Origin of the sequence: Pseudomonas sp. BF-RE-22 (assembly GCF_019956155.1) — a bacterium.
Taxonomy (GTDB): Bacteria; Pseudomonadota; Gammaproteobacteria; order Pseudomonadales; family Pseudomonadaceae; genus Aquipseudomonas; species Aquipseudomonas migulae.
In genome coordinates, this window is the sequence record NZ_JAHBDD010000035.1 from 1 (window position 1) to 25989 (window position 25989).

The 25989-nt window shown below is 60.0% G+C and carries 26 protein-coding genes; 10 read left to right on the plus strand and 16 right to left on the minus strand.

Features of this window, described 5'->3' with window-relative positions:
• Positions 1 to 62: 62 nt before the first annotated feature.
• Both KGA82_RS18190 and KGA82_RS18195 read right to left on the minus strand, forming a co-directional pair.
• Positions 63 to 368: a chaperone modulator CbpM gene (locus KGA82_RS18190; protein ID WP_008038687.1), complete on the minus strand. Its 306-nt coding sequence runs from the start codon at positions 366 to 368 to the stop codon at positions 63 to 65.
• A 23-nt stretch (positions 369 to 391) separates the two neighbouring features.
• Positions 392 to 1339, minus strand: coding sequence for a DnaJ C-terminal domain-containing protein (locus tag KGA82_RS18195; RefSeq protein ID WP_008038686.1), 948 nt, complete (start codon positions 1337 to 1339; stop codon positions 392 to 394).
• A 298-nt stretch (positions 1340 to 1637) separates the two neighbouring features.
• Between KGA82_RS18195 and KGA82_RS18200 the strand changes: the two genes are divergently transcribed.
• A complete protein-coding gene (locus KGA82_RS18200) occupies positions 1638 to 2912 on the plus strand; it encodes an Hsp70 family protein (protein ID WP_192226948.1) in 1275 nt (424 codons plus the stop codon).
• A gap of 118 nt (positions 2913 to 3030) precedes the next feature.
• Here KGA82_RS18200 and KGA82_RS18205 read toward each other — a convergent pair whose 3' ends face one another.
• The 3 genes from KGA82_RS18205 to KGA82_RS18215 form a co-directional block, all read right to left on the minus strand.
• A complete protein-coding gene (locus KGA82_RS18205) occupies positions 3031 to 4044 on the minus strand; it encodes an AI-2E family transporter (protein WP_008038685.1) in 1014 nt (337 codons plus the stop codon).
• 237 nt (positions 4045 to 4281) lie between these two features.
• The gene (locus tag KGA82_RS18210; RefSeq protein ID WP_008031179.1) at positions 4282 to 4587 is read right to left on the minus strand and encodes a PsiF family protein; all 306 of its coding nucleotides are present in this window, start codon (positions 4585 to 4587) and stop codon (positions 4282 to 4284) included.
• 64 nt (positions 4588 to 4651) lie between these two features.
• Positions 4652 to 5446 (minus strand): AraC family transcriptional regulator, encoded by a 795-nt coding sequence (locus tag KGA82_RS18215; protein WP_223451693.1) that lies wholly within the window; start codon positions 5444 to 5446, stop codon positions 4652 to 4654.
• A gap of 96 nt (positions 5447 to 5542) precedes the next feature.
• Between KGA82_RS18215 and KGA82_RS18220 the strand changes: the two genes are divergently transcribed.
• Positions 5543 to 6430: a DMT family transporter gene (locus KGA82_RS18220; protein WP_223451694.1), complete on the plus strand. Its 888-nt coding sequence runs from the start codon at positions 5543 to 5545 to the stop codon at positions 6428 to 6430.
• Positions 6431 to 6527: 97 nt separating this feature from the next.
• Here the strand turns inward: KGA82_RS18220 and KGA82_RS18225 are convergent, their stop codons facing one another.
• From KGA82_RS18225 to KGA82_RS18235, 3 genes are all read right to left on the minus strand, one after another.
• Positions 6528 to 7418 carry an esterase/lipase family protein gene (locus tag KGA82_RS18225; RefSeq protein WP_223451695.1) on the minus strand — a complete coding sequence of 297 codons (891 nt, stop codon included), beginning with the start codon at positions 7416 to 7418 and terminating at the stop codon, positions 6528 to 6530.
• 108 nt (positions 7419 to 7526) lie between these two features.
• Complete coding sequence (locus KGA82_RS18230) at positions 7527 to 7832, minus strand: DMT family transporter (protein ID WP_008031171.1); 306 nt, start codon at positions 7830 to 7832, stop codon at positions 7527 to 7529.
• Entirely contained in the window at positions 7833 to 8471 is a 639-nt protein-coding gene (locus KGA82_RS18235) for an FMN-dependent NADH-azoreductase (RefSeq protein ID WP_223451696.1), read from the minus strand.
• Between the two features lie 108 nt (positions 8472 to 8579).
• On the opposite strand from KGA82_RS18235, the gene KGA82_RS18240 reads away from it, so the two are divergent.
• Positions 8580 to 9542, plus strand: a complete 963-nt coding sequence (locus tag KGA82_RS18240) for a LysR substrate-binding domain-containing protein (RefSeq protein WP_223451721.1) — start codon at positions 8580 to 8582, stop codon at positions 9540 to 9542.
• A 62-nt stretch (positions 9543 to 9604) separates the two neighbouring features.
• On the opposite strand, the gene KGA82_RS18245 is transcribed toward KGA82_RS18240, so the two are convergent.
• Positions 9605 to 11680 (minus strand): AsmA family protein, encoded by a 2076-nt coding sequence (locus tag KGA82_RS18245; protein WP_223451697.1) that lies wholly within the window; start codon positions 11678 to 11680, stop codon positions 9605 to 9607.
• 388 nt (positions 11681 to 12068) lie between these two features.
• Here KGA82_RS18245 and KGA82_RS18250 point away from each other — a divergent pair, with 388 nt between their 5' ends.
• The 7 genes from KGA82_RS18250 to KGA82_RS18280 all read left to right on the plus strand — a co-directional run bounded on the left by KGA82_RS18250 (position 12069) and on the right by KGA82_RS18280 (position 17440).
• Complete coding sequence (locus KGA82_RS18250; RefSeq protein WP_223451700.1) at positions 12069 to 12665, plus strand: hypothetical protein; 597 nt, start codon at positions 12069 to 12071, stop codon at positions 12663 to 12665.
• A 157-nt stretch (positions 12666 to 12822) separates the two neighbouring features.
• The gene (locus KGA82_RS18255) at positions 12823 to 13455 is read left to right on the plus strand and encodes a TetR family transcriptional regulator (protein WP_008035416.1); all 633 of its coding nucleotides are present in this window, start codon (positions 12823 to 12825) and stop codon (positions 13453 to 13455) included.
• A 311-nt stretch (positions 13456 to 13766) separates the two neighbouring features.
• Positions 13767 to 14267, plus strand: coding sequence for an urease accessory protein UreE (ureE, locus tag KGA82_RS18260; protein ID WP_008035414.1), 501 nt, complete (start codon positions 13767 to 13769; stop codon positions 14265 to 14267).
• Entirely contained in the window at positions 14264 to 14938 is a 675-nt protein-coding gene (locus tag KGA82_RS18265; protein ID WP_223451707.1) for an urease accessory protein UreF, read from the plus strand. Before ureE ends, KGA82_RS18265 begins: the two co-directional genes overlap by 4 nt.
• Before the next feature lie 23 nt (positions 14939 to 14961).
• Positions 14962 to 15576: an urease accessory protein UreG gene (ureG, locus tag KGA82_RS18270; RefSeq protein ID WP_008035409.1), complete on the plus strand. Its 615-nt coding sequence runs from the start codon at positions 14962 to 14964 to the stop codon at positions 15574 to 15576.
• Between the two features lie 34 nt (positions 15577 to 15610).
• Complete coding sequence (locus KGA82_RS18275) at positions 15611 to 16183, plus strand: HupE/UreJ family protein (protein WP_223451709.1); 573 nt, start codon at positions 15611 to 15613, stop codon at positions 16181 to 16183.
• A 129-nt stretch (positions 16184 to 16312) separates the two neighbouring features.
• Positions 16313 to 17440, plus strand: coding sequence for an AGE family epimerase/isomerase (locus KGA82_RS18280; RefSeq protein ID WP_223451711.1), 1128 nt, complete (start codon positions 16313 to 16315; stop codon positions 17438 to 17440).
• A gap of 109 nt (positions 17441 to 17549) precedes the next feature.
• On the opposite strand, the gene KGA82_RS18285 is transcribed toward KGA82_RS18280, so the two are convergent.
• The 7 genes from KGA82_RS18285 to KGA82_RS18315 all read right to left on the minus strand — a co-directional run bounded on the left by KGA82_RS18285 (position 17550) and on the right by KGA82_RS18315 (position 25885).
• Entirely contained in the window at positions 17550 to 18314 is a 765-nt protein-coding gene (locus tag KGA82_RS18285) for an SDR family oxidoreductase (RefSeq protein ID WP_008035394.1), read from the minus strand.
• Between the two features lie 830 nt (positions 18315 to 19144).
• Positions 19145 to 19861, minus strand: a complete 717-nt coding sequence (locus tag KGA82_RS18290; protein WP_008035391.1) for an ABC transporter ATP-binding protein — start codon at positions 19859 to 19861, stop codon at positions 19145 to 19147.
• Positions 19858 to 20733: an ABC transporter ATP-binding protein gene (locus KGA82_RS18295; protein ID WP_008035389.1), complete on the minus strand. Its 876-nt coding sequence runs from the start codon at positions 20731 to 20733 to the stop codon at positions 19858 to 19860. Before KGA82_RS18295 ends, KGA82_RS18290 begins: the two co-directional genes overlap by 4 nt.
• Positions 20730 to 22013, minus strand: a complete 1284-nt coding sequence (gene livM, locus KGA82_RS18300) for a high-affinity branched-chain amino acid ABC transporter permease LivM (protein ID WP_008035387.1) — start codon at positions 22011 to 22013, stop codon at positions 20730 to 20732. Before livM ends, KGA82_RS18295 begins: the two co-directional genes overlap by 4 nt.
• Before the next feature lie 3 nt (positions 22014 to 22016).
• Positions 22017 to 22931, minus strand: coding sequence for an ABC transporter permease subunit (locus KGA82_RS18305; RefSeq protein ID WP_008035385.1), 915 nt, complete (start codon positions 22929 to 22931; stop codon positions 22017 to 22019).
• A gap of 171 nt (positions 22932 to 23102) precedes the next feature.
• Positions 23103 to 24236: a branched-chain amino acid ABC transporter substrate-binding protein gene (locus KGA82_RS18310; RefSeq protein ID WP_008035383.1), complete on the minus strand. Its 1134-nt coding sequence runs from the start codon at positions 24234 to 24236 to the stop codon at positions 23103 to 23105.
• A gap of 365 nt (positions 24237 to 24601) precedes the next feature.
• A complete protein-coding gene (locus tag KGA82_RS18315; protein ID WP_008035381.1) occupies positions 24602 to 25885 on the minus strand; it encodes an NAD(P)/FAD-dependent oxidoreductase in 1284 nt (427 codons plus the stop codon).
• Positions 25886 to 25989: the final 104 nt, after the last annotated feature.

Consider the following 25989-nt stretch of genomic DNA (forward strand, 5'->3'; position numbering starts at 1 on the left):
GACAGATCATGAAGACGCCATCGCCAGCAAGCCGGCTCCTACAGTCATCGAATTCGCTTCAGCTATTCGACAACCAGTCGCGCCAACCGCTGCTTGAGCATCCGGTTCTCGGCCCGCAGTTGCTGCACCTCTTCAAGCAGGTCGAGCGCCAGGGCGACGCCTTCCCACTCCAGCTCCAGGTCGTGCCGCAGCTTGGCGGCACGCTTGGCCAGCGCCAGCTCATAATCGGTGAAACGCCAATCCTTGGGCTGCTTGCCCTGAGGTTCGAGGATGCCGTGCTCGACGATTTCGATCACGTAGACGTCCGACAAATCGGTCGCCTCACAGAATTCTGCCATGTCCAGTTGAACGATCAGGGGGTTGCTCATGATGGGCTACTCCGTCTCTTGGATCAGAAGTTTTCTCTCGGGTCGAATGCGGCTTTTTTCGCCAGTTCCTGCCACAACGCCTTGACCTCATCGCTCGAGGTTTTTGGCATGACCGCCTTCAATTGCACGAACAGATAACCGCGTTGACCGGCCTTGTTCAGCAAGCCGTGGCCCTTGGCACGCATACGCTGGCCGTTCTGGCTACCGGCCGGCACCTTGAGGTTGATCTTGCCTGTCAGTGTAGGCACGGCCACTTCGGTGCCCAGCGCCAATTCCCACGGAGCCAGCGGCAGCGTAATGATCAGGTTCTCGCCTTCGACGTCGAACTTCGGATGCGGCGCAAAGCGAATGATCAGGAACAAGTCGCCGTTGGCGCCACCACCGATGCCCGGTGCACCCTGGCCTTTGAGGCGGATGCGCTCGCCGTCGGTCACGCCGGCAGGGATTTTAACGTTCAGGCTTTTGCTGGTGTTGCTGACGTGCTGGCCGGCAGCGTTGTACTGCGGCACCTGGAACGTGACCTTCTTCGATTCGTTCGAGAGGGTTTCTTCCAGAAAGATTCCAAGTTCCATTTCCACGTCTTGCCCTCGACGTCCGGCACTGCGGCGCGACTCTCCACCACCAAACCCAGGACCACGGTTACCGAAGATCGAACTGAAGAAGTCCGAAAAATCGCCCGAGTCCTGACCACCACCAAAACCACCGCCGCCACGCCCCTGCCAACCTGGCGGGCCCTGGAACGGTTGGCCGTGCTGGCCGTATTTGCGCAAGTCGTCGTATTCGGCGCGCTTGTCGGCGCTTTTCAGCGCTTCATAGGCTTCGGACGCGTCCTTGAATTTGGACTCGGCGTCCTTTTCCTTGCTGACGTCGGGGTGGTATTTGCGCGCCAGCTTGCGATAAGCCGCCTTGATCGTCTTATCGTCCGCGGTCGGTTCCACACCGAGAATCTTGTAATAGTCTTTGAAGTCCATCGTGGAATCACCATCCATTATCAAAATCGCGCCATCAGCCTCAGCATGCTCTTAATTGCCGCACGAGGTTTGACCGATCTCAAGTTTGTGACCGGACAGCGCATTAGAAGTTTATCGGCAGCGGCGGGCGGTTCTTTTGACCATCCCAATGGCTGCCAGGGCCAATGCAGACAAGTTTGGGGCATCGGGCCGTCTTATCAAGGCGCTAATTACCGAGATTTAGCGGATAGTCGGCCTTCGAATCTGCGCCGCACTGGCATACACTGCGCGGCCGTTTTTTAACCGGAACCTGATAGACATGAAAAACGCATCTCCAGCCCGTGCCTGTGGTATCGACTTCGGCACGTCCAACTCCACCGTCGGCTGGCTGCGCCCCGGCATGGAAACGCTGATCGCGCTGGAGGACGACAAGATCACCCTGCCCTCGGTGGTCTTCTTCAATATGGAAGAACGCCGCCCGGTGTACGGCCGTCTGGCGCTGCACGAGTACCTGGAAGGCTACGAAGGCCGGCTGATGCGCTCGCTCAAGAGCCTGCTGGGTTCCAAGCTGATCAAGCACGACACCAGCGTTCTCGGCACGGCGATGCCGTTCAAGGACTTGCTCGGGTTGTTCATCGGTCAGTTGAAGAAACGTGCTGAAACCGCCGCTGGTCGCGAGTTCGATGAAGTGGTGCTGGGTCGTCCGGTGTTCTTCGTCGATGACGACGAGATGGCCGACCAGGAAGCGGAAAACACCTTGGTGGACGTGGCCCGCGCCATCGGCTTCAAGGATGTGTCGTTCCAGTACGAGCCGATTGCGGCAGCGTTCGACTATGAGTCGACCATCGAAAAGGAAGAGTTGGTACTGATCGTCGACATCGGCGGTGGTACGTCTGACTTCTCGCTGGTGCGCCTGTCTCCTGAACGCCGCAACCACGACAACCGTCACGAGGACATCCTCGCCACCGGCGGCGTGCACATCGGCGGGACCGATTTCGACAAGCAGTTGAGCCTGCAAGGCCTGATGCCACTGTTCGGCTACGGCAGCCGCATGAAGAGCGGCGCCTACATGCCGACCAGCCACCACATGAACCTGGCGACCTGGCACACCATCAACTCGGTGTATTCGCAGAAATCGACCCTGGCCTTGGGCAGCATGCGCTACGACATCGAAGACACCGGCGGCATCGACCGTCTGTTCAAGCTGATCGAGCAACGTGCCGGGCACTGGCTGGCGATGGAAGTGGAAGAAACCAAGATCCAGCTGACTCACGCCGACAGCCGCCATGTGCCGCTGGACCGCATCGAGCCGGGCCTGAGCGTGGAGTTGAGCCGGGCGTTGTTCGAGTCGGCCATCGACAACTTGCTGGAGCGCGTGCGCAACAGCGTGACCCAGATGCTGAACGACGCCAACGTGCGGGTCGATCAGGTGGATACGGTGTTCTTCACCGGTGGTTCGAGCGGGATTCCGGCGTTGCGCAACAGCGTCTCGGCGATGTTGCCGAATGCGCGGCATGTGGAAGGCAACATCTTTGGCAGCATCGGCAGTGGTTTGGCGATTGAAGCGGCCAAGCGTTATGGGCCGATGGACTGATCCAGAACCGAGGTGAGCCCTTCGCGGGCAAGCCTCGCTCCTACAGAATCAATTCAATCCCTGTAGGAGCGAGGCTTGCCCGCGAAAGCGTCAGATCAGGCAATACATATCGACCGGATCAAACCATCCCCACCTGCTTCAACTCACTCTTCAAATACGCGTAATAAATCGGCCCCGCCACCACCCCCGGCAGGCCGAACGCGGCCTCGAACACCAGCATCGCCAACAGCAACTCCCACGACTTGGCACTGATCTGCCCGCCGACAATGCGCGCGTTGAGGAAGTATTCGAGCTTGTGGATAACAATCAGATAACCCAGCGCGGCCACCGCGACCCAGATCGACAGCGACAAACCGACGATGGTGATCAGCGTGTTCGACATCAGGTTGCCGATCACCGGCAGCAGGCCGAGCAGGAAGGTCAGCACGATCAGGGTTTTGGTCAACGGTAGTTTGATGCCGAACATCGGCAGGACCACCGCCAGGAAAATCCCGGTGAAGAAGGTGTTGAGCAGGGAAATCTTGATCTGTGCGAACACGATGTTGCGGAACGCCTGGACCAGCAGGTGCAAGCGATCAAACAGTGCGGCGGCCAGCGGCTTGCGCTTGGTCAGGTCCGGCACCCGTTGCAGGGCGATGATCGCGCCGAGCACCATGCCGATCAGCAACGTCACGAACATGTGCGCCGCGTCCTTGCCCACCAGTTGCAGATCGCTGAGGTGTTTGCTCATCCACTCGCCAATCGCCACGCGAAACTCGGCGGCGCTGGCCGGCAGGTAGGCGTCGATGAACGGCGGCAACTGACCGCGAGCGCGGTCGACCACGAGCATGAATTTATCGAGGGAAGCGCCGGGGTTTTCCGCCTCATGCAGCAGGAAACTGAAGGCGCCGGCAAAGATCAGCGTCAGCACACTGACCACCAACGTCCCCAGTAACGCCACCGCCAGCCAGCGCGCACGCCGACCTTCGATCAGTCGCTGCAATTGCGGGGTGAGCATGTTGACCAGTTCGAACACCAGCAGACCGGCCAGAAGGCTTGGCAGCAAGCGCAACGGAATCACCAGCAGCAAACCACCAAAGATGATGACCCAACTGATGAGCAGCAAGACTTGGCGTTGAGAAAACGTTGGCATACAGCCTCAAAACGAACGGCGTAAAAGGATTGGCAGTCTGCCAGCGTTCGGGTGTCAGCACTAGGGATTGTGTGGGGCGACGTTGGTCGGGGGCCGACCTGTTTTTTTCAGTGCCCTTACCGGCCTCATCGCGAGCAGGCTCGCTCCCACATTTGTCCTGTGTATGCAGATCCATTGTGGGAGCGAGCCTGCTCGCGATGGGGCCCTCACAGCCCCCACATATCCCCAGTCCAATGCTTATTTTTTCTTCAGGCAATCACTCATGAACGCCTTGCGCTCATCACCCTTGAGGGCCTTGGTCGCGGCATCGGCATTGCAGGTTTTCATCTTCTCTTGCTGAGGGGTCAGGGCTTTCGCGTCATTGGCGGCTGGCGCGGCTTTAAGGCAGGTGCTCATGAAGGCTTTGCGCTCATCGCCCTTGAGGCTTTTCGCGGTAGCGTCGGCATTGCAGGTGGTCATCTTGTTCTGTTGGGCAGTGGCGGCGAAGCCCTGGGAGCAGAGCAGCAAACCGATCATCAACAAAGGGACACGCAACATCGTCATGGAGTTTTCTCCTTGTTGCCGCACCGAGGGGCACGGCCTCGCTCTGGAGTGTAGACAAAGCCTGTTACAGCTTCCTGCCCGGCAGATGGCTTCGGCGATACTGCTCCGGCGTACACCCGGCCTGGCGCTGAAACATGGCGATAAACGCCGACCCGGTGCTGTAGCCCATGTCGAACGCGATTTCCTGAATGCTGCGATGGCTGTCCAGCGCTTCGATCGCCGCCAGAAAACGCAAACGCTGCCGCCACTCGCCGAAACTCATGCCCAACTCGCGCACAAACTGCCGCGCCAGGGTGCGCTCGCTGACGTGAATCTGCTCGGCCCATGCCGACAACGGCCGGTTATCTCCGGGCTCAACCTGCAAGGCTTCCAGAATACCGAGCAGCCCGGGACTGCTGGCGTAGGGCAAGTAGCATTGGTGGATGGGCGCCTGCTGCAGCTGATCCACCAGCACTTGGGCCAGGCGTTGGTCGGTCTCTTGCTCGGGAATCTTCACGTCACGGGCGGCGAAGTCCTTGAGGATTGCCTTGAGGATGTCGCTGATCGCCAGGGTGCAGGCCTGCTTCGGCAGCTCGTGACACAGCGCCGGCGCCAGGCAGACGGCGCGGTAGTTGATCGGTTGATTGCTGTAGAAACTGTGTTCGGTCTGCGGCGGCACCCACACGGCATATTGCGGCGGCGACATGAAACGGCTGCTGCCGATTTCCATGTGCAACACACCGTTGGCCGAATACTCCAGGGTGCCCCAGGGGTGACGGTGGGCCGAGGCATATTCGTGGCTATTGAAGTCGGCGTAGCGGAAGTACACCGGCGCGGGCAATTCGCTGAAATCCAGCAGGTCGATGTGTTTGCTGCTCATGCTGTCTGTCATCGGGGTCAGGTTGTCTGGATCGCAGTATAGGCTTGCATCCGGACAGGCGATAATTCTCCCTCATTAACGTTCTGGTTGTTCCTGATGCAATACGCTTATCCCCTGCTGGCCATTTTCATTTGGGCTGGCAATACCGTGATCACCAAAATGTCGGCCGGGGCGATCTTCCCGGCGGAGATCGGTTTTTACCGCTGGCTGCTGGCCGGATTGTTGTTCACACCGTTCATGCTCAAACCCGTGATCGCCCATTGGTCGGCCATCCGCCCGAACCTGTGGAAGATTTTCGTCCTCGGCGTGCTGGGCATGGCGGTTTATCAGAGCCTGGCGTACTTCGCGGCGACGCTGACGTCGGCCACCAACATGGGCATCATCCTGTCGCTGATGCCGTTGATGTCGCTGGCCATGGCCATCGTCAGCCTGGGCCAGCGCCTGACCGCCGGCGCGCTGGCCGGTGCGGTGTTGTCGTTTGGCGGTGTGTTGGTGGTGGTGTCGTCCGGCAGCCTCAGTGCATTGCTTGAGCACGGGGTGAACCAGGGCGATGCAATGATGCTGATCGCCACGCTGGCCTATGCGATTTACAGCACGCTGCTGAAAAAATGGCAGCTGCGTTTGCCGCCGCTGGTGTTGTTGTATCTGCAGGTGTGGGTGGCGGTTGTGGTGCTGTTTCCGTTGTTCGCCGTGTCGCCGAAAATCGGTCCGACGCTGCAGAATATTCCGCTGGTTCTGTATGCCTGCCTGCTGGCGTCGATGGTTGCACCGCTGGCATGGATGCAGGCCGTGGTGCGTCTGGGGCCGAGCCGGACGACGCTGTTTTTCAATTTGCTGCCGGTGATTACCGCATTGATTGCCGCACTGGTGTTGCATGAGCAATTGGCGATGTATCACCTGGTGGGCGGGATGTTGACGTTGGGTGGGGTGATTGTTTCGGAGCGTTGGACCATGGTGTTGGGGCGCAAGGTTAGCGTCGCCTGACATGGCGCCTTCGCGGGCAAGCCTCGCTCCTACAGTTCATGCGCTGTCCCTGTAGGAGCGAGGCTTGCCCGCGAAGAACGATAATGCGGTCTGACGGCTAAACCCCGGCGGCCTTCAACCGCGCCGCATGCTCCACAAACAACCGGATCGGCTCAGCACCCTTCCCCACCAACCCCAACGATTGGTTGACGATGTCAAAGTGATCCAGCGGATACTCATCGCCAATCACCGTGCCCAGATGCGAGCTGTAACGCCCGACCATCCCGTCGCAATGCCCGACTTCACGCACGAAGGTTTTAGCAAACAGCCGACAACTGCGATTCGTCCCGTCGAACAGATTGCGCCCGCGATCGGTCTTGCCTGGTTGCAACGTGCCGGACCACGAGTAATAGCGCACGCCGTTGACCTCTTCCGGCCCGTGCCCGCCCCATGTTTCAGGCAAGCCCTGTGGATAACGTTGGTTGAACAACGCCACACCCGCCGTCGTGAGCGATTCATGGGACGCGTGGATGTCCACCGGCAGCTTCGGCCCGCGATAACCCGTCTCCAGCCAACTCATCAAGATACCGATGAGTCGAAGAAAAAACGCCAGCAGCCGCCCCCTCGCGCTGTCCGCCGGGTAATGCTTGTGCAAGTAATCCGCCAGCTCCGAGCCGTGATTGGGGCCTGCCACCGAGGTCACGGAAGCCACGCGATCCGGGCGTTTGGCGGCGGCATATCGGGCGGTCAGCGAGCCTTGGCTGTGGCCGATCAGGTTGACCTTCTCGGCACCGGTTTCCCGCAGGATTTCATCGATCCGCGCCAGCAATTGTTCACCGCGCACTTCAGTCGAGTGCAGCGGCGACACTTGAACCGCAATCACCGTCGCCCCTCCGTGGCGCAACGCCGCCACGATCCCGTACCAGTACGGATAAAGCACCAGACGGATAAACCCGAGCATTCCCGGGACCAGCACCAACGGATAACGCGTGGCAGAACCTTGCGACATGGGCAAACGTCCTTGTGATCGGTGAGGTGACGCAAGGCTGAATACAAGACATCAGCCCAGCATCGACATCGAATGTGACAGCTCGACGACCAGTCTATGACATCCGCCCTATTTCAGCCCCGCCACCCCCGCCACGATCAATCCGACCGATACCAGTTTGACCGCCGTCAGACTTTCGCCGAGCAACGCAAACCCGAGAAACACTGTGCCCAGCGAACCGATGGCGGTCCAGATCGGGTAAGCGATGCTCACCGGCAATTCGCGCATCGCCAGGGTCAGGAAGTAAATCCCGCCCACCGCCGCCACTACCGTGATCAGTGACGGCCAGAGCCGGGTGAAGCCTTCGGCATACTTCATGCCCATGGCAAAGGTGACTTCGAACCCGGCGGCGATCAGCAAAAACACCCAGGCCATCTAGCACTCCCTGGCCAGCGTCAGCAAACGCTGCTCGGCCTCGGCGACGGAGATCTCGAAGGTGCGCTCGGCGGATTCCTCACCCTCGGCGGCCACGACGGTCACGTCGGTAATGCCGATAAACCCCAGCGCCGTGCGCAACAGCGTATCGGCATGGTTCAAGGCTTCCAGTTCACCACCGGGACCGAAACCGAACCCGCCACGGCTGGTGACGATCAGCGCTTTCTTGCCGTGCACCAACGGCTCGTATTGCGCGACACCATTGTCCAGCGTGTGATTGAAGGTCAGCCCGAGCCGCACGATTTGATCGATCCACGCCTTGAGGCCGCTGGGCACGCTGAAGTTGTGCATCGGCGTGGAAATCAGCAGCAGATCGTGGCCCAGCAACTCGGCGACCAGTTCATCGCTGAACGCGAGGTCGGCCTGCATCGTCAGCGGCCGCGCCTCGGGCTCGGGGTAAAACGCGGCGGCCACAAACGCTTCGTTGACCGGAGGAATCAACGCCCGTCCGACTTCGCGACGAGTCAGTTGCGCTTGCGGATGGCGGGCCTGCCAGGCGCCGAGAAACACTTCGGCCAGGCCACGGGAGTGGGAACGTTCACCCCGTGGGCTGGCGTGAATGGCAAGAATTGTGTTCATCTGAATCTCCTGAGAACTAAACTCAAACGGCGTGTGGCATGCAGCTTGTGCCCACGACCGTCTCGTCTCAAATGAGCAAAAATCAGCTTGGATGAATTAATTTCATCCATGGAGTGTTCAATGTTTGCCTCGCTGCCACTGACCGCCCTGCGCGCGTTCGAATCCGCCTCACGCCTGCTGAGTTTCAAGGCTGCCGCCGAAGAACTGTCGGTGACGCCAACGGCGGTTTCCCACCAGATCCGCTCGCTGGAAACCTGGCTCGGCGTGCCGCTGTTCGAGCGACTGCCACGGCAAGTACGCCTGACCGAATGCGGCGAGCGTCTGTTCCACAGCCTGCACGGCGCTTTTCTGGAAGTGGCGCAAAGCGTCGACACCTTGCGCCCGCAACGCAGCGGCACCAGCCTGACAATCTCCACCACCGCCGCTTTTGCCGCCTTGTGGCTGGTACCGCGACTGGGGCGGTTTTACGCCCGGCATCCGAACATCAGCGTGCGGCTGGACACCCATTGCGAAGTCATCGATTTGCATCAGGACGCCAGCGTCGATCTGGTGGTGCGCTATAGCCTCGATGACTACCCGAACCTTTATGGCCTGTGCCTGTTCGATGAATCGTTCGGCGTTTATGGCTCGCCGGAACAGGTTGCACAGGCCAGCATCCGCGCACCGACGTTGATCAGCGTGCGTTGGCACAACTCGAAGCTGTACGCCCATGGCTGGGAAGCGTGGTGCTCGCAGTCAGCAGAAACCTGGCTGACGGCAAACCCGGCGGTCCGCGAATACGACGAAGAGCATTACGCGCTGCAAGCAGCGATCGCCGGACAAGGCATGGTGCTGGCGAGCAATATTCTGGTGTCCGAGAGCGTGGCCAGTGGTTTGTTGGTGGCTTACCGAAGTGACATTCAGGTGAGTGGCGCCGGTTACAGCGCGCTGTGCGTACCGGGTCGTGAACGCCATCCGCCAGTGCGGGCGTTTTTTGCGTGGTTGCAGGAGGAAGCCCGATTGTCTGGCTTGTTGCCAAGATCGCCAATCACATCAAACTTTTCGCCGCGCTTGTCACTCACACCGGAGTAGCGATCACTTCCCTGTGGCCGACATCCTGAAAGATTTGTAGCGCCTGTCAGACCGCCATCGATTTATTTGGTGGGCTTAACGGTGACGGGTGCCTTGCCTGCCTTCATCTGCTCCAGCAACGGCGCACACTGATTCGGCTCACCCCCACTCGGCGCCACCAGCGCCAGCAACCCCGCCGCCGGCGCCGCAATCACGCCCAAGGCCACCATCCCCGCCCCGCGCAATATCAGCGGCACCGCCTTCACGCCCGCATCCGGCTTGATGAACTTGCCTCGCACGTACAGCGGCGAACGCAGGGAAATCAGGCGCCAGCCCTTGGATTCCGGGGTGATGGTCAGGTCCAGTTGCTCAGTCGCCATGTTCGCAGTGCCATCGATGTAGATGATCGCGTTCTCGGTATCGAAGACAAACAACCGAGTGGTGGCCAGGCCGGTCTTGATGTCGAAGTCGGCCGCAGCGCAATTGATCTTCACTTCTTTGTCGCCAAAGATTTTGCCGACCACGTAGTTACCAACATTCAGCCCGGCCAGTTCCATCAACTCGCGGCTGATGGCACCGTCGTTGATCAGCATCTTCAGATTGCCATTGGCCGAACCCAGCAGCTTGGCCACCGAGTTGCCGTGACCACTGATGTCGGCATCGCCATTGAGCTCGCCGAAACTGGTCTTCATCGGTTCAAAGGTCGGGAACAGCTGCTTGAGCTTGAAACCGCGCCCGGTCAGCTTGGCGTTGCCTTCCAGCGGCTCGGTGCGACCGTTCAGGCGAATCTGCGCATCCAGTTTGCCGCCGGCCACGCCGAAACGCAGGGGTTCGAGGCTGAGCACGCCGTCGGTCAGCACCAGGTGCGTGTAGAGGTCATTGAACGGCAGTTTTTCACTGTGGACGATGCGCTTGCCGGTGAATTCGACGTCGGCGTCCATGTCGCGCCAGCGCTCGGTCTTGAACTCTTCGACCGGTAACACCTTGTCCGCCGGCTGCTTGCTTTCGCCGCCGCGGGCCTTTTGCTTGGCGTTGGAGTCGGCGCCGATCAAGGGCGCAAGGTCGGTAAACAACAGTTGATTGGAGAGCAGCGAACCGCTGAGTTTCGGCCGAGGCTGACTGGCGACATAGGCCAGGCTGCCATGGATGTCGCTCTCGCCGATCTTGCCGTTGAACGCTTCGTAATGGAACACCGCTCCGCCCGGCTCATGCAGCTTGGCGATCAAGTGGCCGTCGGTGGCGTAGGGCGGTGTATCCGGCAGGGTCACGCCGGTCAGCGGATAGAGATTGCCCAGGCTGCTGCCGGCCAGTTTCAGCCGCAGGTCCAGCGCACCAAGGTTGAGTGGGTCGGTCAGCGTACCGGCGAGCTCGACGCTGGTGTCGGCAATCTTGACCTGGGCCTGGAGCGGGAACGGCCGGGCCGAATTCTGCAAGGCCAGCAGGCCGCCGATCTTGCCTTCGCCCGTCAGTTTCTGGCCGTGGTATTGGCCTTTGACCTTCAGTGCAAACGCGTAATCCTGGGGAGCCGCGCCCTTCTCCTGCGCAGTTTTCGCGGCTTTTTCGCCGACGATGTCGCTGAACGGGATCGGTTTGCCCAGCGGATCGATGATCAGGTCGAGCTGGGTTTTCAGGCTCTGGTCATCGAGGGTGACGTGGCCTTTGTCGAAGCCGATCGCACCGATGTCGACCACCCAGCTGGAAGGTTCGGCGTTCGGGTCTTTCGGATCGAACTTGAAGGTCCAGTTGGCGCGGCCATCGGCCAGGCGCTGGAGGTCTGCGTTCGGTTCGGTCAAGTCAATGCGCGGGATCGTCACCCGTTGCGCCAACAAGGCCAGCGGCGAAATACGCAGCTCGACGCGTTTGAGCGTGGCCATCTGCGGCTGCTTCGACCAGTCCGGGTTGCCGAGGCTCAGGTCTTGCGCCACCACATGCGGCCACGGCACCCAGGCGCGCCATCCACCTTCGTCAAGCTCACGCCGCCAGACCACCGCGAGGTTGCCATTGATGGCAAACGGTCGATGCAGCTCTTCGGAGACTTTGGCGTTGAGGGTCGGTTTGATCCGGTTCCAATCGAAGAACGCGATGATCAGAACCAGTATCGCCAGTAACACAACCAGGCTGGCAAAGGTCCAGGCAAAAATTTTCGGGGTGCGCGTCATTGCACAGGGCTCCTGAATACGACTGAGCGCCCTGACCGCGACGCGCGTGTGAAACCCCAGGCCAGAACCGGCCTGGCATGAAGCCTAGGACTGGGAAACGGCGCGCAGGTTTAATCGAAATGCGGCTTAACGTTCAAATAATCGGTCGGGGACACCCTGCACTCGAAATCCGGCGTTACCGACCCCGCACTTTTGTGCGACGCACGTGAGTAGAAAATACCCACATCAGTGCGAAAACATCCGCCGGAAAGGCCCGGTCTAGAGCCTTCGCACGGAACAATCAATTCTGTTGATTATTACCATTGCGTTTATGAACTTTTATATCGACTTATCGAGAGTAGCATTGGCCTCGTACCCACTTTGCCGCCCTCCCACGGAGCACATGATCATGAAACGCCAACTACTGTTTAGCCTTACCCTCTCCATGCTGGCCAGCACCGCTTTCGCCCTGCCAGCCGCTGACCAGGCCACCCCACAAGTGAAAGACAGCCACTCGGTGTTCAGTCAAACCGTTGCCGAAGGTGGTAATGATCGCCTGAAAGAAAAAGGCCTGATCACTCAAGATGGTTCGGACCGCACTCCACAAGGTCAAACCCTGGCCGCTGACGGTTCCGATCGCACCCCACAAGGCCAAACCCTGGCTGCCGACGGTTCCGATCGCACCCCACAAGGTCAAACCCTGGCTGCTGACGGTTCCGACCGCACTCCACAAGGCCAAACCCTGGCTGCTGATGGTTCCGACCGCACTCCACAAGGCCAAACCCTGGCTGCCGACGGTTCCGACCGCACCCCACAAGGCCAAACCCTGGCTGCTGACGGTTCCGACCGCACTCCACAAGGCCAAACCCTGGCTGCTGACGGTTCCGACCGCACTCCACAAGGCCAAACCCTGGCTGCCGACGGTTCCGACCGTACCCCACAAGGCCAAACCCTGGCTGAAGGTGGTGGTGACCGCGTAATCGAACGCAACAGCGCTGTGAGCTAAGCCCATGGCGGCCTTGAAAAAAAGCCCAATCCACGGATTGGGCTTTTGACTTTATAGAAGCCACGCATTCCCTCGCATCACTCCCGATAGTCGTTCGACGCCGGCAAAGCCGATTTGCTAGAGTGCGCCGCTGTCTTGTCCAGAAAACACCCTTGCGATGCTGCCCCGCGCCGAACAGAAACAACAAACCCGCAATGCCTTGATGGACGCTGCCCGCCATTTGATGGAGTGCGGCCGAGGATTCGGCAGCCTGAGCCTGCGCGAAGTGGCGAAAACCGCCGGCATCGTCCCCACCGGTTTCTACCGGCATTTCGCCGACATGGATGAACTGGGCCTGGTGCTGGTGAGCGAAGTCGGACAAACCTTCCGCGAAACCATCCGCCTGGTGCGTCACAACGAGTTCGTCATGGGCGGCATCATCGATGCCTCTGTGCGGATTTTTCTCGACGTGGTGTCGGCCAATCGTTCGCAATTCCTGTTTCTGGCCCGCGAGCAGTACGGCGGTTCGCTACCGGTGCGCCTGGCCATCGGTCGCTTGCGCGAAGACATCAGCTCGGACCTTGCGGCCGATTTGTCGCTGATGCCAAAGCTGCAACACCTGGACATCGCCGGCCTGAGTGTCATGGCCGATCTCATCGTCAAAAGCGTGTTTGCGACCCTGCCGGAAATCATTGATCCGCCGGCCGAGGCGTTGCCCGCGCATTTGACACCGCAGGCGAAAATCACACAGCAGCTGCGCTTTATCTTCATCGGCCTCAAGCACTGGCAAGGCCTGGGCAGCACGGAATAACCCTCCTGCACGCCGATCTCCTGTAGGAGCCGGCTTGCTGGCGATGGCGCCCTTCAGCTAACAAAGATGTCGTCTGGTCGACCGCTATCGCCGGCAAGCCGGCTCCTACAAGGTTGGGTGGTGAATGCGGGATCGCGCACAATCTGGAACACACCCTGCGCCGTCATTTGGTGCGCCTCTCCCAGCCCCGCACCAAATTGCCGCAACAAACTGAAACACCCTCCATGCGCCGACAGGCATTTCCTACACTTGCGCCGATTGGCAAGCCCCTTGCTCTAGCCTGACTATTGTCCATAGCTGGAAGCTTTCCGATGCTGGTGATTCATCGCAGAATCGACCCTCAACCCGTCTGGGCCGCCGAGTTGCACCTGACCTTCGAAGCCCGGAGCAAAAGCCGTTTGCGCTGTTTCAGTGCCGAGGGTGAAGACGTCGGGTTGTTTTTGGAGCGCGGTCAGTCGCCCCTGACTGATGGCGAATGCCTACAGGCTGAAGACGGTCGCATCGTCCGCGTCTGCGCCCGCCCCGAACAACTGCTGCACGTCACCTGCGCCAATGCCTTCGAACTGACCCGCGCGGCCTATCACCTGGGCAATCGCCACGTCGCCCTGCAAGTCGGTGATGGCTGGTTGCGCCTGCTCGACGACTACGTGCTCAAGGCCATGCTCGAACAACTTGAAGCCAAGGTCGAAAACATCGAAGCGCCGTTCCAGCCGGAGCACGGCGCCTATGGTGGTGGCCATCACCACTCGCGGCACGGTGACGAAGACTTCAACTACCCGCCGAAACTGCACCAATTCGGCGTGCGCCAATGAACCCGGCCTGGGCGCTGTTGCGCCTGGCCAGTCCGCAATTGCCGATTGGCGGCTACAGCTATTCCCAAGGCCTGGAAATGGCGGTGGATAACGGCCGGGTGAATGATTCCGTCAGCGCCCGTCGCTGGATCAGCGATCAATTGCTGCTGAACCTGGCACGCTTCGAGGCGCCGCTGCTGCTCGCCCATTGCGTGGCCGCCGCCGCAGAAAACTGGGCCGAACTGCTGCAACGCTGCGAAGAACACCGCGCCAGCCGGGAAACCCGCGAGCTGCATCAGGAGAGCCGACAGATGGGCTACTCCTTACAGCAACTGCTCAACGGTTTGCCGGAACTCGACGCACCGGCCCGCGCCTTTCTCGAACAACGCCCCGAACCGCACCTGGCTCTCGGCTGGGCGCTGGCCGCACGCGCCTGGCACATCAGCCCGCAAGACGCGCTGGCCGCGTGGCTCTGGAGCTGGCTGGAAAACCAGTTGGCGGTGCTGATGAAAACCCTGCCGCTGGGCCAGCAAGCCGCGCAACGACTGACCAGCGAACTGCTGCCGCTGCTGCAACAAGCCCAGCAGGACGCCACCCGAATCAACCCCGACCACTATGGCAGCGCCGCTTTCGGCCTGTCCCTGGCGTGCATGGCCCATGAGCGCCAGTACAGCCGTCTGTTCCGTTCCTAGGGCCTGTTATTTTGGAGAATCACATGAACACACAACCTCTGCGCGTCGGCATCGGCGGCCCGGTCGGTTCCGGCAAAACTGCCCTGACGCTGGCCCTGTGCCTGGCGCTGCGCGAGCGCTACAACCTGGCGGTCGTGACCAACGACATCTACACCCGCGAAGACGCCGATTTTCTGGTACGCAACCAGGCCCTGGCGCCGGAACGGATCATCGGCGTGGAAACCGGCGGCTGCCCGCACACGGCAATCCGCGAAGACGCCTCGATCAACCTCGAAGCCGTGGATCAACTGAACCGACGCTTTCCGGGGCTGGACCTGATTCTGGTGGAGTCCGGAGGCGACAACCTTTCAGCCACGTTCAGCCCGGAATTGTCCGACCTGACGATTTACGTAATCGACGTCTCGGCGGGCGACAAACTGCCGCGCAAGGGTGGGCCGGGGATCTGCAAATCCGACCTGCTGGTGATCAACAAAGTCGACCTCGCTCCGCTGGTAGGCGCGTCGCTTTCGATGATGGACAGCGACACGAAGCGCATGCGCAACGGCAAACCGTTTGTCTTCAGCAACCAGAAAACCGGGCTGGGCCTGGAAGAAATTATCGCGTTCATCGAGCGCCAGGGCCTGCTGACCGCAGCCTGATTACGATCAAACTTATCAACAAGGAAGCTTATCCATGACACTTAAACGCATCCTGGGCGCCATGGCCCTGCTGCTGACTCCGGCCATCGCCTTCGCCCACCCCGGTCACGGCGACAATGGCTTGATCGCCGGCATCAGCCACCCGGTCGGCGGCCTCGATCACTTGCTGGCGATGGTTGCCGTCGGGCTGTGGGCGGCACAGCAGAAAGGCGCTGCACGCTGGGCGCTGCCGTGCACGTTCGTTGGCACCATGCTGATCGGCGGCCTGCTCGGTTTTGAAGGGCTGAACCTGCCAGCGCTGGAAAGCGGGATTGCGGCGTCGGTACTGGCGCTGGGGCTGGCGGTGGCGCTGGCGGTACGTCCGCCACTGAGCGTGGCGGTGGGCGCGACGGCGTTGTTTGCGTTGTTCCATGGCGTGGCGCATGGGCTGGAATTGCCGGACATGTCGAGCCCTTGGGCCTATGCCGCAGGGTTTGTGGCGGCGACGGCGGCGTTGCATGCGGCGGGTTATGCGCTGGTTCGCGTGTTGCCGCAAGCAGCGGCGCCGCTGGTTCGTCTGGCGGGTGCGGCGTCGGCAGCGACCGGTGTGTGGTTGTTGGCGGGTTGATTTGGTTTTGCCGGTAATAGCCTCTTCCTGTAGGAGCGAGGCTTGCCCGCAAAGAGGCCTGACAGACACCACATCTCTCAGGCCTGATAACATGTCGCGCATTCGACCCTGCCGTGACGACGCCAGCCAATGCCTCATGCTCCCCGCTCCGCTTCCCAGCCTGAATTGACCGCTCTGTTTGCCGCGGTGCAACAGCATTTCCAGGACGTGATCTTGCCCCTCTGGCAAGGCCCCGGCTGGAATGCCGAACTGGCGCTGCCCTACGAAGCACTGGATGCCGAGCATCATCCCTTGCCACCGCAACGCTACCGGGCCATGGCCTGCGCGCGGCAGCTGTATCTGTTTTCCAGCCTGATCGGCCAGGTGCCGGGCGCGAAAGAGCGTGCGGCTGCGTTGTTCCGCTCGTTGCAGCAACATTTCCACGATGCCGAACACGGTGGCTGGTTCTACAGCATCGACCCGCAGGGCGCGCCGCTGGATCAGCGCAAAGATCTCTACACCCACGCCTTCATCCTCTTCGCCTGCGCCCATTACTGGGACAAGGTTCGCGAACCGCTGGTGGAGTCAGTGCTCAACGCGGTGCTGGAAGTGCTTGATCAGCGCTTCAGTTCGGGCGACGGCTTGTATGAAGCCTGCCTTGAGCGTGATTGGTCGTTGCTGAACACCGGGCCGCTGCAAAACCCGCTGATGCACCTCGCCGAAGCGTTTCTTGCCACGCTATCAGTGCGTGAAGACCTCGCCGTGCAGCGTGCGCTCGTCGAGTTATGCACAGCCATGCAACAACGCTTTATCGATCCGCAACACAGTGTGTTGATGGAAAAACCGCTGGGGTCTGTGGATAACTGGTTTGAACCGGGACACCAGTTCGAATGGTATTTCCTGCTGGAATCTTCGCCGTTGTTGCGCGGTTCGAAACTGCACGCCTCAGTGGAGCGCGCCTTTGCGTTCACCGAGCAACTGGGCGTCGATCAATCGAGTGGCGCCGTGCGCGCGATGCTCACGCTCGACGGGCATTCGAAAGATGCCACCCAACGCATCTGGGCTCAGGCTGAATACCTGCGTGCGTTGACGCTGCGCCCGGGCAGCGGGGCATCGGTATTGCACCAGTTGCAGGCGCTGCAACAGCGTTCTCTGCATGCACGCGGCTGGTATGAGTGTCGTGACGAGAACGGTGAAGTGAGCCGGCAGGATATGCCATCGACTACGCCTTATCACTTGGCGACCTGCTATCGCGGGTTGGCCGACTATCTTCGTTGACAGATAGATCGTATTCGCGGGCAAGTCGGACCGCCGCACCGCTCGCTCCTACAGGTTTTGCATAGACCTGTAGGAGCGAGGCTTGCCCGCGAATGGACGTTACGCGGTCTTACCCCTTGTTACGCTCAATCGCAAACCCGGCCCACGTCTGGCTCACCGGCATCAACTCGAGGCTGTTGATGTTGATGTGCGCTGGCGCATTGAGCACCCAGAAAATGGTCTCGGCGATGTCTTGCGGCTGGATCGCCTCGGCACCGGCGTAGGTCGCGTTGTAACGCTCCTGGTCACCGGCAAAGCGCACCAGCGAGAACTCACTCTCACACAGGCCCGGCTCGATGTTGCTGACGCGAACGCCCGTGCCTTGCAGGTCGCAGCGCAGGTTCAGGGAGAACTGTTTGACGAAGGCCTTGCTCGCGCCATACACGTGGCTGCCCGGATACGGGTAGTTGCCGGCAATGGAACCGAGGTTGATGATGCCGGCGCCACGGCCATGGGCGATCAGACGCGGCAACAGCAGGCGAGTGCTGTACATCAGGCCCTTGATGTTGGTGTCGACCATGGTGTCCCAATCATCAAGATCGCACTTCGGCGCCGGATCCACGCCGAGCGCCAGGCCAGCGTTGTTGATCAACCCGCGCAGCTTGGCGAAGGATGGTGGCAGGTTGGCGATCGCCTCCTCCATGGCCTTGCGATCACGCACGTCGAGCACCAGGGCATGGACCTCGGTCTGCTTCGACAACTCGGCGCACAAGGCATTGAGGCGCTCTTCACGACGACCTGTCAGCACCAGTTTCCAGCCAGCCTCGGCAAAACGACGGGCACAGGCTTCGCCAAAACCGGAAGTCGCGCCGGTAATAAACAGGGTGTTGGACATCGTGTTCTCCTTGCTTCGGCCGACGGGCCGCCATTGGATTAGAAAATCAGCTGGCAGCATGCCCGGCCTTGCCGACAGCGGCAACCATCAGAAAATCTGTACGAAAAACAACCAACGCGAGCAACGCCATATACACCGTGGCCTGTAGCTATGTACGCGCACGTTATCCACAGGCCGGTCCACAGTTTCCGGGGGCAAGTGAAAAAGCTGGAAGCCGCTGTGCACAAGGCTTTGCGGGCAGATCATAAAGTTTTTCGCTTGACCCTGAAGTGCTGGCTGTGTAGCCCAAGGCGTTTTGCACGATTGAGCGGGTTTGCCAACGATGGCGCCAAGCCAGTAACTACGGCCCTTAGCCGAGTCTTTCCAGAGTTTAACCACAGACTTATCCACAGGCTGCCCTCGTGTGTTTCAGGCCTCTTTCGCAATCAATAAAAAGGTTGACAACGCTGACCTGAAGCCCGGCAAAAACGCCTGATCAAAAAACAACCACATCGCTGCAAGCCACGATTTAAAAGGCTCTCAGCCAGCTACTCCCACGTTATTCACAGCCAGTTCCACAGCAAACGGGGACAAGTCAAAACCGTGACAAAACAACTATTTGCAGCGGCTTTATGTCGCGCTTTGAGAGCTTGGCAAATTTGTTTTCCACAATTCACCGACAACTTTGTGGGAGCGGGCTTGCTCGCGAAGGCGGTGGCACATCTGACATCAACGTGACTGAAACACCGCCTTCGCGAGCAAGCCCGCTCCCACAAGGGATTTGCGGTGTATTGGAGGCGTAAAAAAGCCCCGACGATTGCTCGTCGGGGCTTTGGGTATTTCAACAGGACTCAATGCCCGCCGAGATAAGCGTTACGCACCTCTTCGTTCACCAGCAGCTCCTTGCCGGTGCCACTGAGGCGGATCTCGCCGTTGACCATTACGTATGCCCGATCCGACAACCGCAGGGCGTGGTTGGCGTTCTGCTCGACCAGAAAGATAGTCATGCCGGTCTTGGCCAGTTCCCGCAGGGTGGCAAAGATCTGTTTCACCACAATCGGTGCGAGCCCAAGGCTCGGCTCATCGAGCAACAGCAGTTTCGGCCGGCTCATCAACGCACGGGCGATGGCGAGCATTTGCTGCTCGCCGCCGGACATGGTCATGGCCCGCTGGGTCCGCCGCTCTTCGAGACGCGGAAACAGCTCGAACATGCGTTGCATGTCTTCCTTGGCGTACTTGTCACCAATCGGGATGGTGCCCATCTGCAGGTTTTCCTCGACGGTCATGTCGGGGAACACGCGCCGGCCTTCCGGTGATTGTGCAATGCCGTTGGACGCAATGTAGTGCGACGACTTATGGGTGATGTCCACGCCCTGATAGATGATCTGCCCGTCTGCCGCGCGCGGCTGGCCGAAGATCGACATCAGCAGGGTCGACTTGCCCGCGCCGTTGGAGCCGATGAGGCTGACGGTCTCCCCTTCGTTGATGTGCATCGAGACTTTTTTCAGGGCCTGGATCGGGCCGTAAAACACGTCCAGGTCTTTGAGTTCGAGGATCGGTTTGCTCATAGCACCACCTCCTCTTCATCGGCGCCCAGGTAGGCTGCAATCACTTTCGGATCGTTGCGAATCGCCTCGGGGCCGCCCTCGGCGATGACGACGCCGTGGTCCAGCACCACGATGTGGTCGGAAATGCTCATAACCATGCCCATGTCGTGTTCGATCAGCACCACGGTCAGATCGTGCTCGTCGCGCAGCAGCCGGATCATCGCGCTCAGCGCTTCGGTTTCCTGAGGGTTGAGGCCGGCGGCCGGTTCGTCGAGGCAGATGATCTGCGGCCGGGTGCACATGGCCCGCGCAATCTCCAGACGACGCTGCTGGCCGTAGGACAACTCACCGGCCAGACGGTTGGCGCAATCCACCAGGTCCACCACTTCCAGCCAGTAGAAGGCGTGGTCCAGCGCATCGCTTTCAGCCTTGCGATAGCCCTTGGTATTGAGGATGCCCGCGAGCATGCTGCGGTTGACCCACATGTGTTGGGCCACCAGCAGGTTTTCCAGCACCGACATTTCCTTGAACAGGCGAATGTTCTGGAAGGTCCGCGCCAGGCCGGCACGGTTCACCAGGTGAGTGCCGCCGAACATCTTGTAATGGAGCCGGCTGATGAAGCTTTTCGGCGATACAAAATCAGTCGCCTTGAACGGCTCACCGAGCATTTTGATGACATCGGTGCGCTCGCCGCGCACGTTGAGTTCGATCTTGCCGCCCGAGGCCTTGTAGAACCCGGTCAGGCAGTTGAACACGGTGGTCTTGCCGGCGCCGTTGGGGCCGATCAGGGCGAAGATCGAGTTGCGCTTGACCTTCAGGCTGACATCGTTCAACGCCTTGATGCCGCCGAAGTGCATCATCAGCTTCTCGACCGAGAGTACGACTTCGCTCATGGCGCTACTCCTTTACGCGGGGTCACACCGGTACGGCTGATCCGAATCAGGCCGCGCGGTCGCCAGATCATCATCAACACCATCAGGATGCCGAACAGCAGCACGCGGTATTCCGCGAAGCCACGCAGCAGTTCCGGGGCCACCGTCAGCACGAAGGCTGCGATAACCACGCCGATGGTCGAGCCCATGCCGCCGAGTACCACGATGGCGAGGATCAGGGCCGATTCAAAGAAGGTGAACGAGGTCGGGTTGACGAAGCCTTGGTAAGTGGCGAAGAACACGCCAGCGAGGCCGGCCGTCGACGCACCGATGGTGAACGCCGAAAGCTTGACCAGCACATGGTTCAAACCCATGGAACGGCAGGCGATTTCATCTTCACGCAAGGCTTCCCAGGCGCGACCAACCGGCATGCGAGTCAGGCGGTGCTTGATGTACAGCACAGCCAGCACGACCAGGAACAATACCGCGTAGATGAAGTAGTACTTCACGTCAGGGTTATAGGCGATGCCGAAAAACTCGTGGAACGGAACGCCACCGTCCTTCGCCCTTTTGCCGAACTCGAGGCCGAAGAAGGTTGGCAGGGGCGCCGGCATACCGTTGGGGCCACCAGTCAGGGTCAGCCAGTTATTGAGGATCAAGCGAATGATTTCACCGAAGCCCAGGGTCACGATCGCCAGGTAGTCACCGTGCAGGCGCAATACCGGGAAACCGAGGATGCAACCGGCCAGCCCCGCCGTGATCGCCGCCAGTGGCAGCACCGTCCAGAAACCCAGCCCCAGGTATTGATAACCGAGTGCCAACCCATAGGCGCCGATGGCGTAGAACGCCACGTAACCGAGGTCGAGCAGGCCGGCCAGGCCAACCACGATGTTCAGGCCAAGCCCGAGCAGCACGTAGATCAACCCGAGGATGACCACGCCCAGCAGGTAGGAGTTGGAGAAAAACGGGAACACCACGGCGATGACGATCATCAGCGGGATGATCCAGCGCAGCCGGGATTTGTAATCGGGTGCCAGTACATGAACCCCCGAACCGGTGGTTTCAAAGCCTTCGAGAATTCTCAGGCCTTTCGGCGTTTGCAGGAACAGGCTCAAGGCAAAGCGGCCGGCCATGACAATGGCGACAATCCACGCCACTCGGGTCGTTTCCAGATTGAAGCCGTAGCCGTCGAGGACTATGCCAACAATCGGGCCGAACACGATGAGGGCAACAAGACCGGCAAGAATCGCGTCAACCAGGCTTCTTTTGAGATCAATGGTTTTTTTAGTGGTTGAAGACATCGCTTACACCTTCGACACAAGAGGACGGCCGAGCAGGCCTTGAGGCCGAAAGACCAGAACGAGAACGAGCAGCGAGAAGCTGAAAACGTCTTTGTAGTCCGAGTTGACCAGACCCGAGAACAGCGACTCGGAAATCCCGAGGATGATCCCGCCGAGCATCGCGCCAGGCAGCGAGCCGATCCCGCCGAGTACCGCTGCGGTGAACGCCTTGATGCCGATGACGAAGCCTGCGTAGAAGTCGAACGTGCCGTAGTTCATGGTGATCAGCACGCCGGCCAGGGCCGCCATTGCCGCACCGATGATGAACACGTAGGAAATGACGCGGTCGGTGTTGATCCCAAGGATGGAGGCCATCTTGCGGTCTTGCTGGGTGGCGCGGCACATGCGGCCGAGCTTGGTGTACTTGATGACGTAGGTCAGCAGGGCCATGCCGGCGAATGCGGCAACCAGGATGAAGATCTTGGTGTAGGTGAGCTGAACGAAGCCGCTTCCGACTTCCACTCGCCATGCACCGGTCAGCAGGGTCGGTACGCCTTGTTGACGGGCGCCCTGTGCGATCTGTGCATAGTTTTGCAGGATCAGCGAAATACCGATGGCGCTGATCAGCGGTGCCAGTCGGGTGGAGTTACGCAGGGGTTTGTAGGCGACACGCTCGATGACCCAGCCATAGACCGCTGTGACGATGATGGTGAAGACCAGTGTGCCAAGCATCAGCAGAGGGAAGGATTCAATACCGAAGTATGCCAGCAGAGCCAGACTGATTGCCGCGAGGTAAGCGGAAATCATGTAAACCTCGCCGTGGGCGAAGTTGATCATGCCGATGATGCCATAGACCATTGTGTAGCCGATGGCGATCAGGCCATAGACCGACCCGAGGGTCAGGCCGTTGACCAGTTGCTGCAGGAAAATACCATCCATAACGCAATCTCACGCATTTGAGAGACTGCACAGAAGCGAGGTGCGACGGACCGGGGTTCAGCCACCCGCGCAACACGGTTGTGTGCAGCTCTACGAGAAAAGACAGGTACTGCACGGACATGTTCTTCGATTGCCCGGCGCTCAAGGCGCCGGGCAGATCAACAGCTCATATCACTTCTGTTTTTCCAGTTGGTGGTATTTGCCATCCTTGTCCCACTGATAAACCACGTAGTCGGAGACTTTCAGGTCGCCCTTGGCGTCCCAGGTCTTCTCGCCCATCACGGTTTTAACCGGGTTTTTCTTCAGCCACTCAGCCGCTTTTTCGCCGCTGTTGGACTTGGCGCCGTTGAAAGCAGCCGCCAGGGTCTGAACCGAAGCGTAGGCGTACAGGGTGTAGCCTTCTGGCTCGGTGCCGGCTTTGCGGAAGGTGTCTACCACGGTTTTGCTGTCTGGCAGCAGGCGTGGGTCGGCACCGAAGGTCATGTACACGCCATCAACGTTCTGCGGGCCACCGGCGGTGGTCACGAGTTCGTCAGTAACGATGCCGTCATCGGACATGAATTTGACGTCTTTGAGGCCTTGTTCACGCAGTTGGCGAACCAGTGGACCAGCTTCCGGGTGCAGGCCGCCGAAATAGACGACATCGGCACCGGCTGCACGGATCTTGGTTACCACGGCGCTGAAGTCTTTCTCGCCGCGAGTCAGGCCTTCGTACAGAACCGGCGTTACGCCGCGCTTGGCCAGTTGAGCCTTGGTGGCGTCGGCCAGACCTTGGCCGTAGGTGTCTTTGTCGTGCAGAACCACGACTTTCTTGCCCTTGAGCACGTCGACGATGTAGTCGCCGGCAACGATGCCCTGCTGGTCGTCACGACCGCACATACGGAACATGGCGCTCAGGCCACGTTCGGTCACCTGTGGGTTGGTGGAACCCGGAGTGATTGCGATGATGCCTGCTTCGTCGTAGATCTCGGAGGCCGGGATGGTCGACGAGGAGCAGAAGTGACCAACCACGCCTGCCACTTTCTGGTTGGTCAGGTCCTTGGCGACCGTCACAGCCTGTTTCGGTTCGCAGGCGTCATCGCCCTTGACCAGTACGATTTTTTCCCCGTTGACGCCGCCCGACGCGTTGATTGCGTCGGCTGCTGCCTGTGCACCCTTCATGTACTGCTCGCCAAATGCTGCGTTGGCGCCTGTCATAGGACCCGCAACACCGATTTTTACGTCAGCCTGTGCAAACGCAGAAACACCCAGCGCAGCTGCCACTGCGAGGGCCAGAAAGCCTTTCTTGTAAAACGTCTGGGACATGAGGTGGTGCTCCAAGGTTTTTTTTTAGTTGGCACTGCGACTTCACTGAATGCTCAGAGCAAGGGCCGTGCCATCGGTTTTTTATTCTGAAAAAAGTCGCTGCTTTATTGTTATTTCGACTGTTTCGAGCCCATTTTCATTGGGCGTGCAACCGTCTAAACCGCGGAAGGTGAAACCATTTATTTTTTAAGGCGCAACCCGCACGCGCCATCATTGCAACCGCGGCGCCAAACGACGTGCAACCAGCCTGTAACAACGTGCGTCACCGAAGTGCACACTGCTGGTGCGGTACTGCTACAACCCGCACCTTTTACAGGCTAGCCGCTGCGCCGAAAAGCGCCGCTTCCAGCAACAAATTTCAACAATCAAATCACGATCCGCAGGCACTGGCCCGCGTGATACAGCGAAAACCCCGCTTCATATAGACAGCTACGCAGCCCCACCCCCGCCAGTGGCTGCATGGGTGCGAAGGGAATCGGCAGCGCCTGAGGATTTCCGTTACATAAATAATCGGCAAAGGCTTTGCCGACCACCGTCCCCGTGGTCACGCCCCGACCGTTGTAACCGGTGACTGCCACTAAACCGGGCGCTGGTTCGAACAGGCGCATCAAATGATCGGGCGTAAACGCGATGCAACCGGTCCAGGTGCACTCCCATTCCACCTGTTTGAGGTACGGAAAATAGTGCTGCTGAACCCGGTCGGCCCAAGCCTTGAGGAACCAGGTCGGCTTTTGATTGCCATTACCCAGACTGCCGAGTAACAGGCGACCGTCTTTGTCGCGACGAATACTACTGAGCACCTGCCGGGTGTCCCACGAACCCTGGCCACCCGGGAGGATTTGCTGCGCGGCGTCGTCAGTCAGCGGCACCGAGGCCACTTGATAGTAATAACCGGGGAAGAAATTGCGCCGCAGTTCCGTCCAGTCACCTTCGGTGTAAGCGTTGGACGCAATCACGACTTGCTCGGCAAGCACCGAACCCTGCGCCGTTTGCACCGACCAGCGCTGGCCCTGACGTTCGAGCCTGGTCACGGGAGAATGATCGAACAGCCGACCGCCAAGGCCGATGGCTGCCTTGGCCAGCCCCGTGGTGTAAGCCATCGGGTTGATCGTGCCGGCACGCTTGTCGAGCAACGCGGCGGCGATCTTTTTGGTGCCGGTTGCTTGTTCGCAGGCTTGACCGGTCAGCAGTTCCACCGGGGCACCGCGACGTTTCCATTGTTCTTCACGACTGCGCAAATCCGCTTCGCCACGGGCGTTGTGCGCCATGTGCAACGTGCCTTCGCGGCGTAACTGGCAATCGATGTTGTATTTGTCGACCAGGCTGAACACCAGGGACGGCGCGGCACCCAGCATGCGATTGAGCTGACTGCCCACCGCTTCGCCGAACCCGGCTTCGATCTCGTCCGGTGGAATCCACATGCCGGCGTTGACCAGCCCGACGTTGCGTCCAGAACCGCCATGACCGGCACGATGAGCTTCCAGCACACACACCGTCTTGCCTTGTTCCAGCAGATGCACCGCCGCCGACAGACCGGTGAACCCGGCACCGATGACGCAGACATCGACCGTTACTTCGCCCTTGAGCGCAGCATTGTCGGGCCTTTGCGGCGTCAGTTTTTCCCACAGACACTCTTCGCGTAACGGCATTGCCAGACTCCAACAGAAACCTAACAAACAACAAAGCAAAAGCTTCGCGGGCAAGTCGGATCGCCGCCCGCTCGCTCCTACAGGTGTTGAGTGATCCTGTGTAG

What these genes read in the sequence shown, in the direction of transcription:
- KGA82_RS18230 (WP_008031171.1), bottom strand. Translation starts at nt 7,832, where the DNA reads ATGGCCTGGGTGTTTTTGCTGATCGCCGCCGGGTTCGAAGTCACCTTT.
- KGA82_RS18215 (WP_223451693.1), bottom strand. Translation starts at nt 5,446, where the DNA reads ATGAGCAGCAAACACATCGACCTGCTGGATTTCAGCGAATTGCCCGCG.
- livM (WP_008035387.1), bottom strand. Translation starts at nt 22,013, where the DNA reads ATGTCTTCAACCACTAAAAAAACCATTGATCTCAAAAGAAGCCTGGTT.
- KGA82_RS18225 (WP_223451695.1), bottom strand. Translation starts at nt 7,418, where the DNA reads ATGTCGCAAGGTTCTGCCACGCGTTATCCGTTGGTGCTGGTCCCGGGA.
- KGA82_RS18200 (WP_192226948.1), top strand. Translation starts at nt 1,638, where the DNA reads ATGAAAAACGCATCTCCAGCCCGTGCCTGTGGTATCGACTTCGGCACG.
- KGA82_RS18290 (WP_008035391.1), bottom strand. Translation starts at nt 19,861, where the DNA reads ATGAGCAAACCGATCCTCGAACTCAAAGACCTGGACGTGTTTTACGGC.
- KGA82_RS18210 (WP_008031179.1), bottom strand. Translation starts at nt 4,587, where the DNA reads ATGACGATGTTGCGTGTCCCTTTGTTGATGATCGGTTTGCTGCTCTGC.
- ureG (WP_008035409.1), top strand. Translation starts at nt 14,962, where the DNA reads ATGAACACACAACCTCTGCGCGTCGGCATCGGCGGCCCGGTCGGTTCC.
- KGA82_RS18310 (WP_008035383.1), bottom strand. Translation starts at nt 24,236, where the DNA reads ATGTCCCAGACGTTTTACAAGAAAGGCTTTCTGGCCCTCGCAGTGGCA.
- KGA82_RS18245 (WP_223451697.1), bottom strand. Translation starts at nt 11,680, where the DNA reads ATGACGCGCACCCCGAAAATTTTTGCCTGGACCTTTGCCAGCCTGGTT.
- KGA82_RS18295 (WP_008035389.1), bottom strand. Translation starts at nt 20,733, where the DNA reads ATGAGCGAAGTCGTACTCTCGGTCGAGAAGCTGATGATGCACTTCGGC.
- KGA82_RS18305 (WP_008035385.1), bottom strand. Translation starts at nt 22,931, where the DNA reads ATGGATGGTATTTTCCTGCAGCAACTGGTCAACGGCCTGACCCTCGGG.
- KGA82_RS18195 (WP_008038686.1), bottom strand. Translation starts at nt 1,339, where the DNA reads ATGGACTTCAAAGACTATTACAAGATTCTCGGTGTGGAACCGACCGCG.
- KGA82_RS18235 (WP_223451696.1), bottom strand. Translation starts at nt 8,471, where the DNA reads ATGAACACAATTCTTGCCATTCACGCCAGCCCACGGGGTGAACGTTCC.
- KGA82_RS18205 (WP_008038685.1), bottom strand. Translation starts at nt 4,044, where the DNA reads ATGCCAACGTTTTCTCAACGCCAAGTCTTGCTGCTCATCAGTTGGGTC.
- KGA82_RS18240 (WP_223451721.1), top strand. Translation starts at nt 8,580, where the DNA reads ATGGAGTGTTCAATGTTTGCCTCGCTGCCACTGACCGCCCTGCGCGCG.
- KGA82_RS18220 (WP_223451694.1), top strand. Translation starts at nt 5,543, where the DNA reads ATGCAATACGCTTATCCCCTGCTGGCCATTTTCATTTGGGCTGGCAAT.
- KGA82_RS18275 (WP_223451709.1), top strand. Translation starts at nt 15,611, where the DNA reads ATGACACTTAAACGCATCCTGGGCGCCATGGCCCTGCTGCTGACTCCG.
- KGA82_RS18250 (WP_223451700.1), top strand. Translation starts at nt 12,069, where the DNA reads ATGAAACGCCAACTACTGTTTAGCCTTACCCTCTCCATGCTGGCCAGC.
- KGA82_RS18315 (WP_008035381.1), bottom strand. Translation starts at nt 25,885, where the DNA reads ATGCCGTTACGCGAAGAGTGTCTGTGGGAAAAACTGACGCCGCAAAGG.
- KGA82_RS18190 (WP_008038687.1), bottom strand. Translation starts at nt 368, where the DNA reads ATGAGCAACCCCCTGATCGTTCAACTGGACATGGCAGAATTCTGTGAG.
- KGA82_RS18285 (WP_008035394.1), bottom strand. Translation starts at nt 18,314, where the DNA reads ATGTCCAACACCCTGTTTATTACCGGCGCGACTTCCGGTTTTGGCGAA.
- KGA82_RS18280 (WP_223451711.1), top strand. Translation starts at nt 16,313, where the DNA reads ATGCCTCATGCTCCCCGCTCCGCTTCCCAGCCTGAATTGACCGCTCTG.
- KGA82_RS18265 (WP_223451707.1), top strand. Translation starts at nt 14,264, where the DNA reads ATGAACCCGGCCTGGGCGCTGTTGCGCCTGGCCAGTCCGCAATTGCCG.
- KGA82_RS18255 (WP_008035416.1), top strand. Translation starts at nt 12,823, where the DNA reads ATGCTGCCCCGCGCCGAACAGAAACAACAAACCCGCAATGCCTTGATG.
- ureE (WP_008035414.1), top strand. Translation starts at nt 13,767, where the DNA reads ATGCTGGTGATTCATCGCAGAATCGACCCTCAACCCGTCTGGGCCGCC.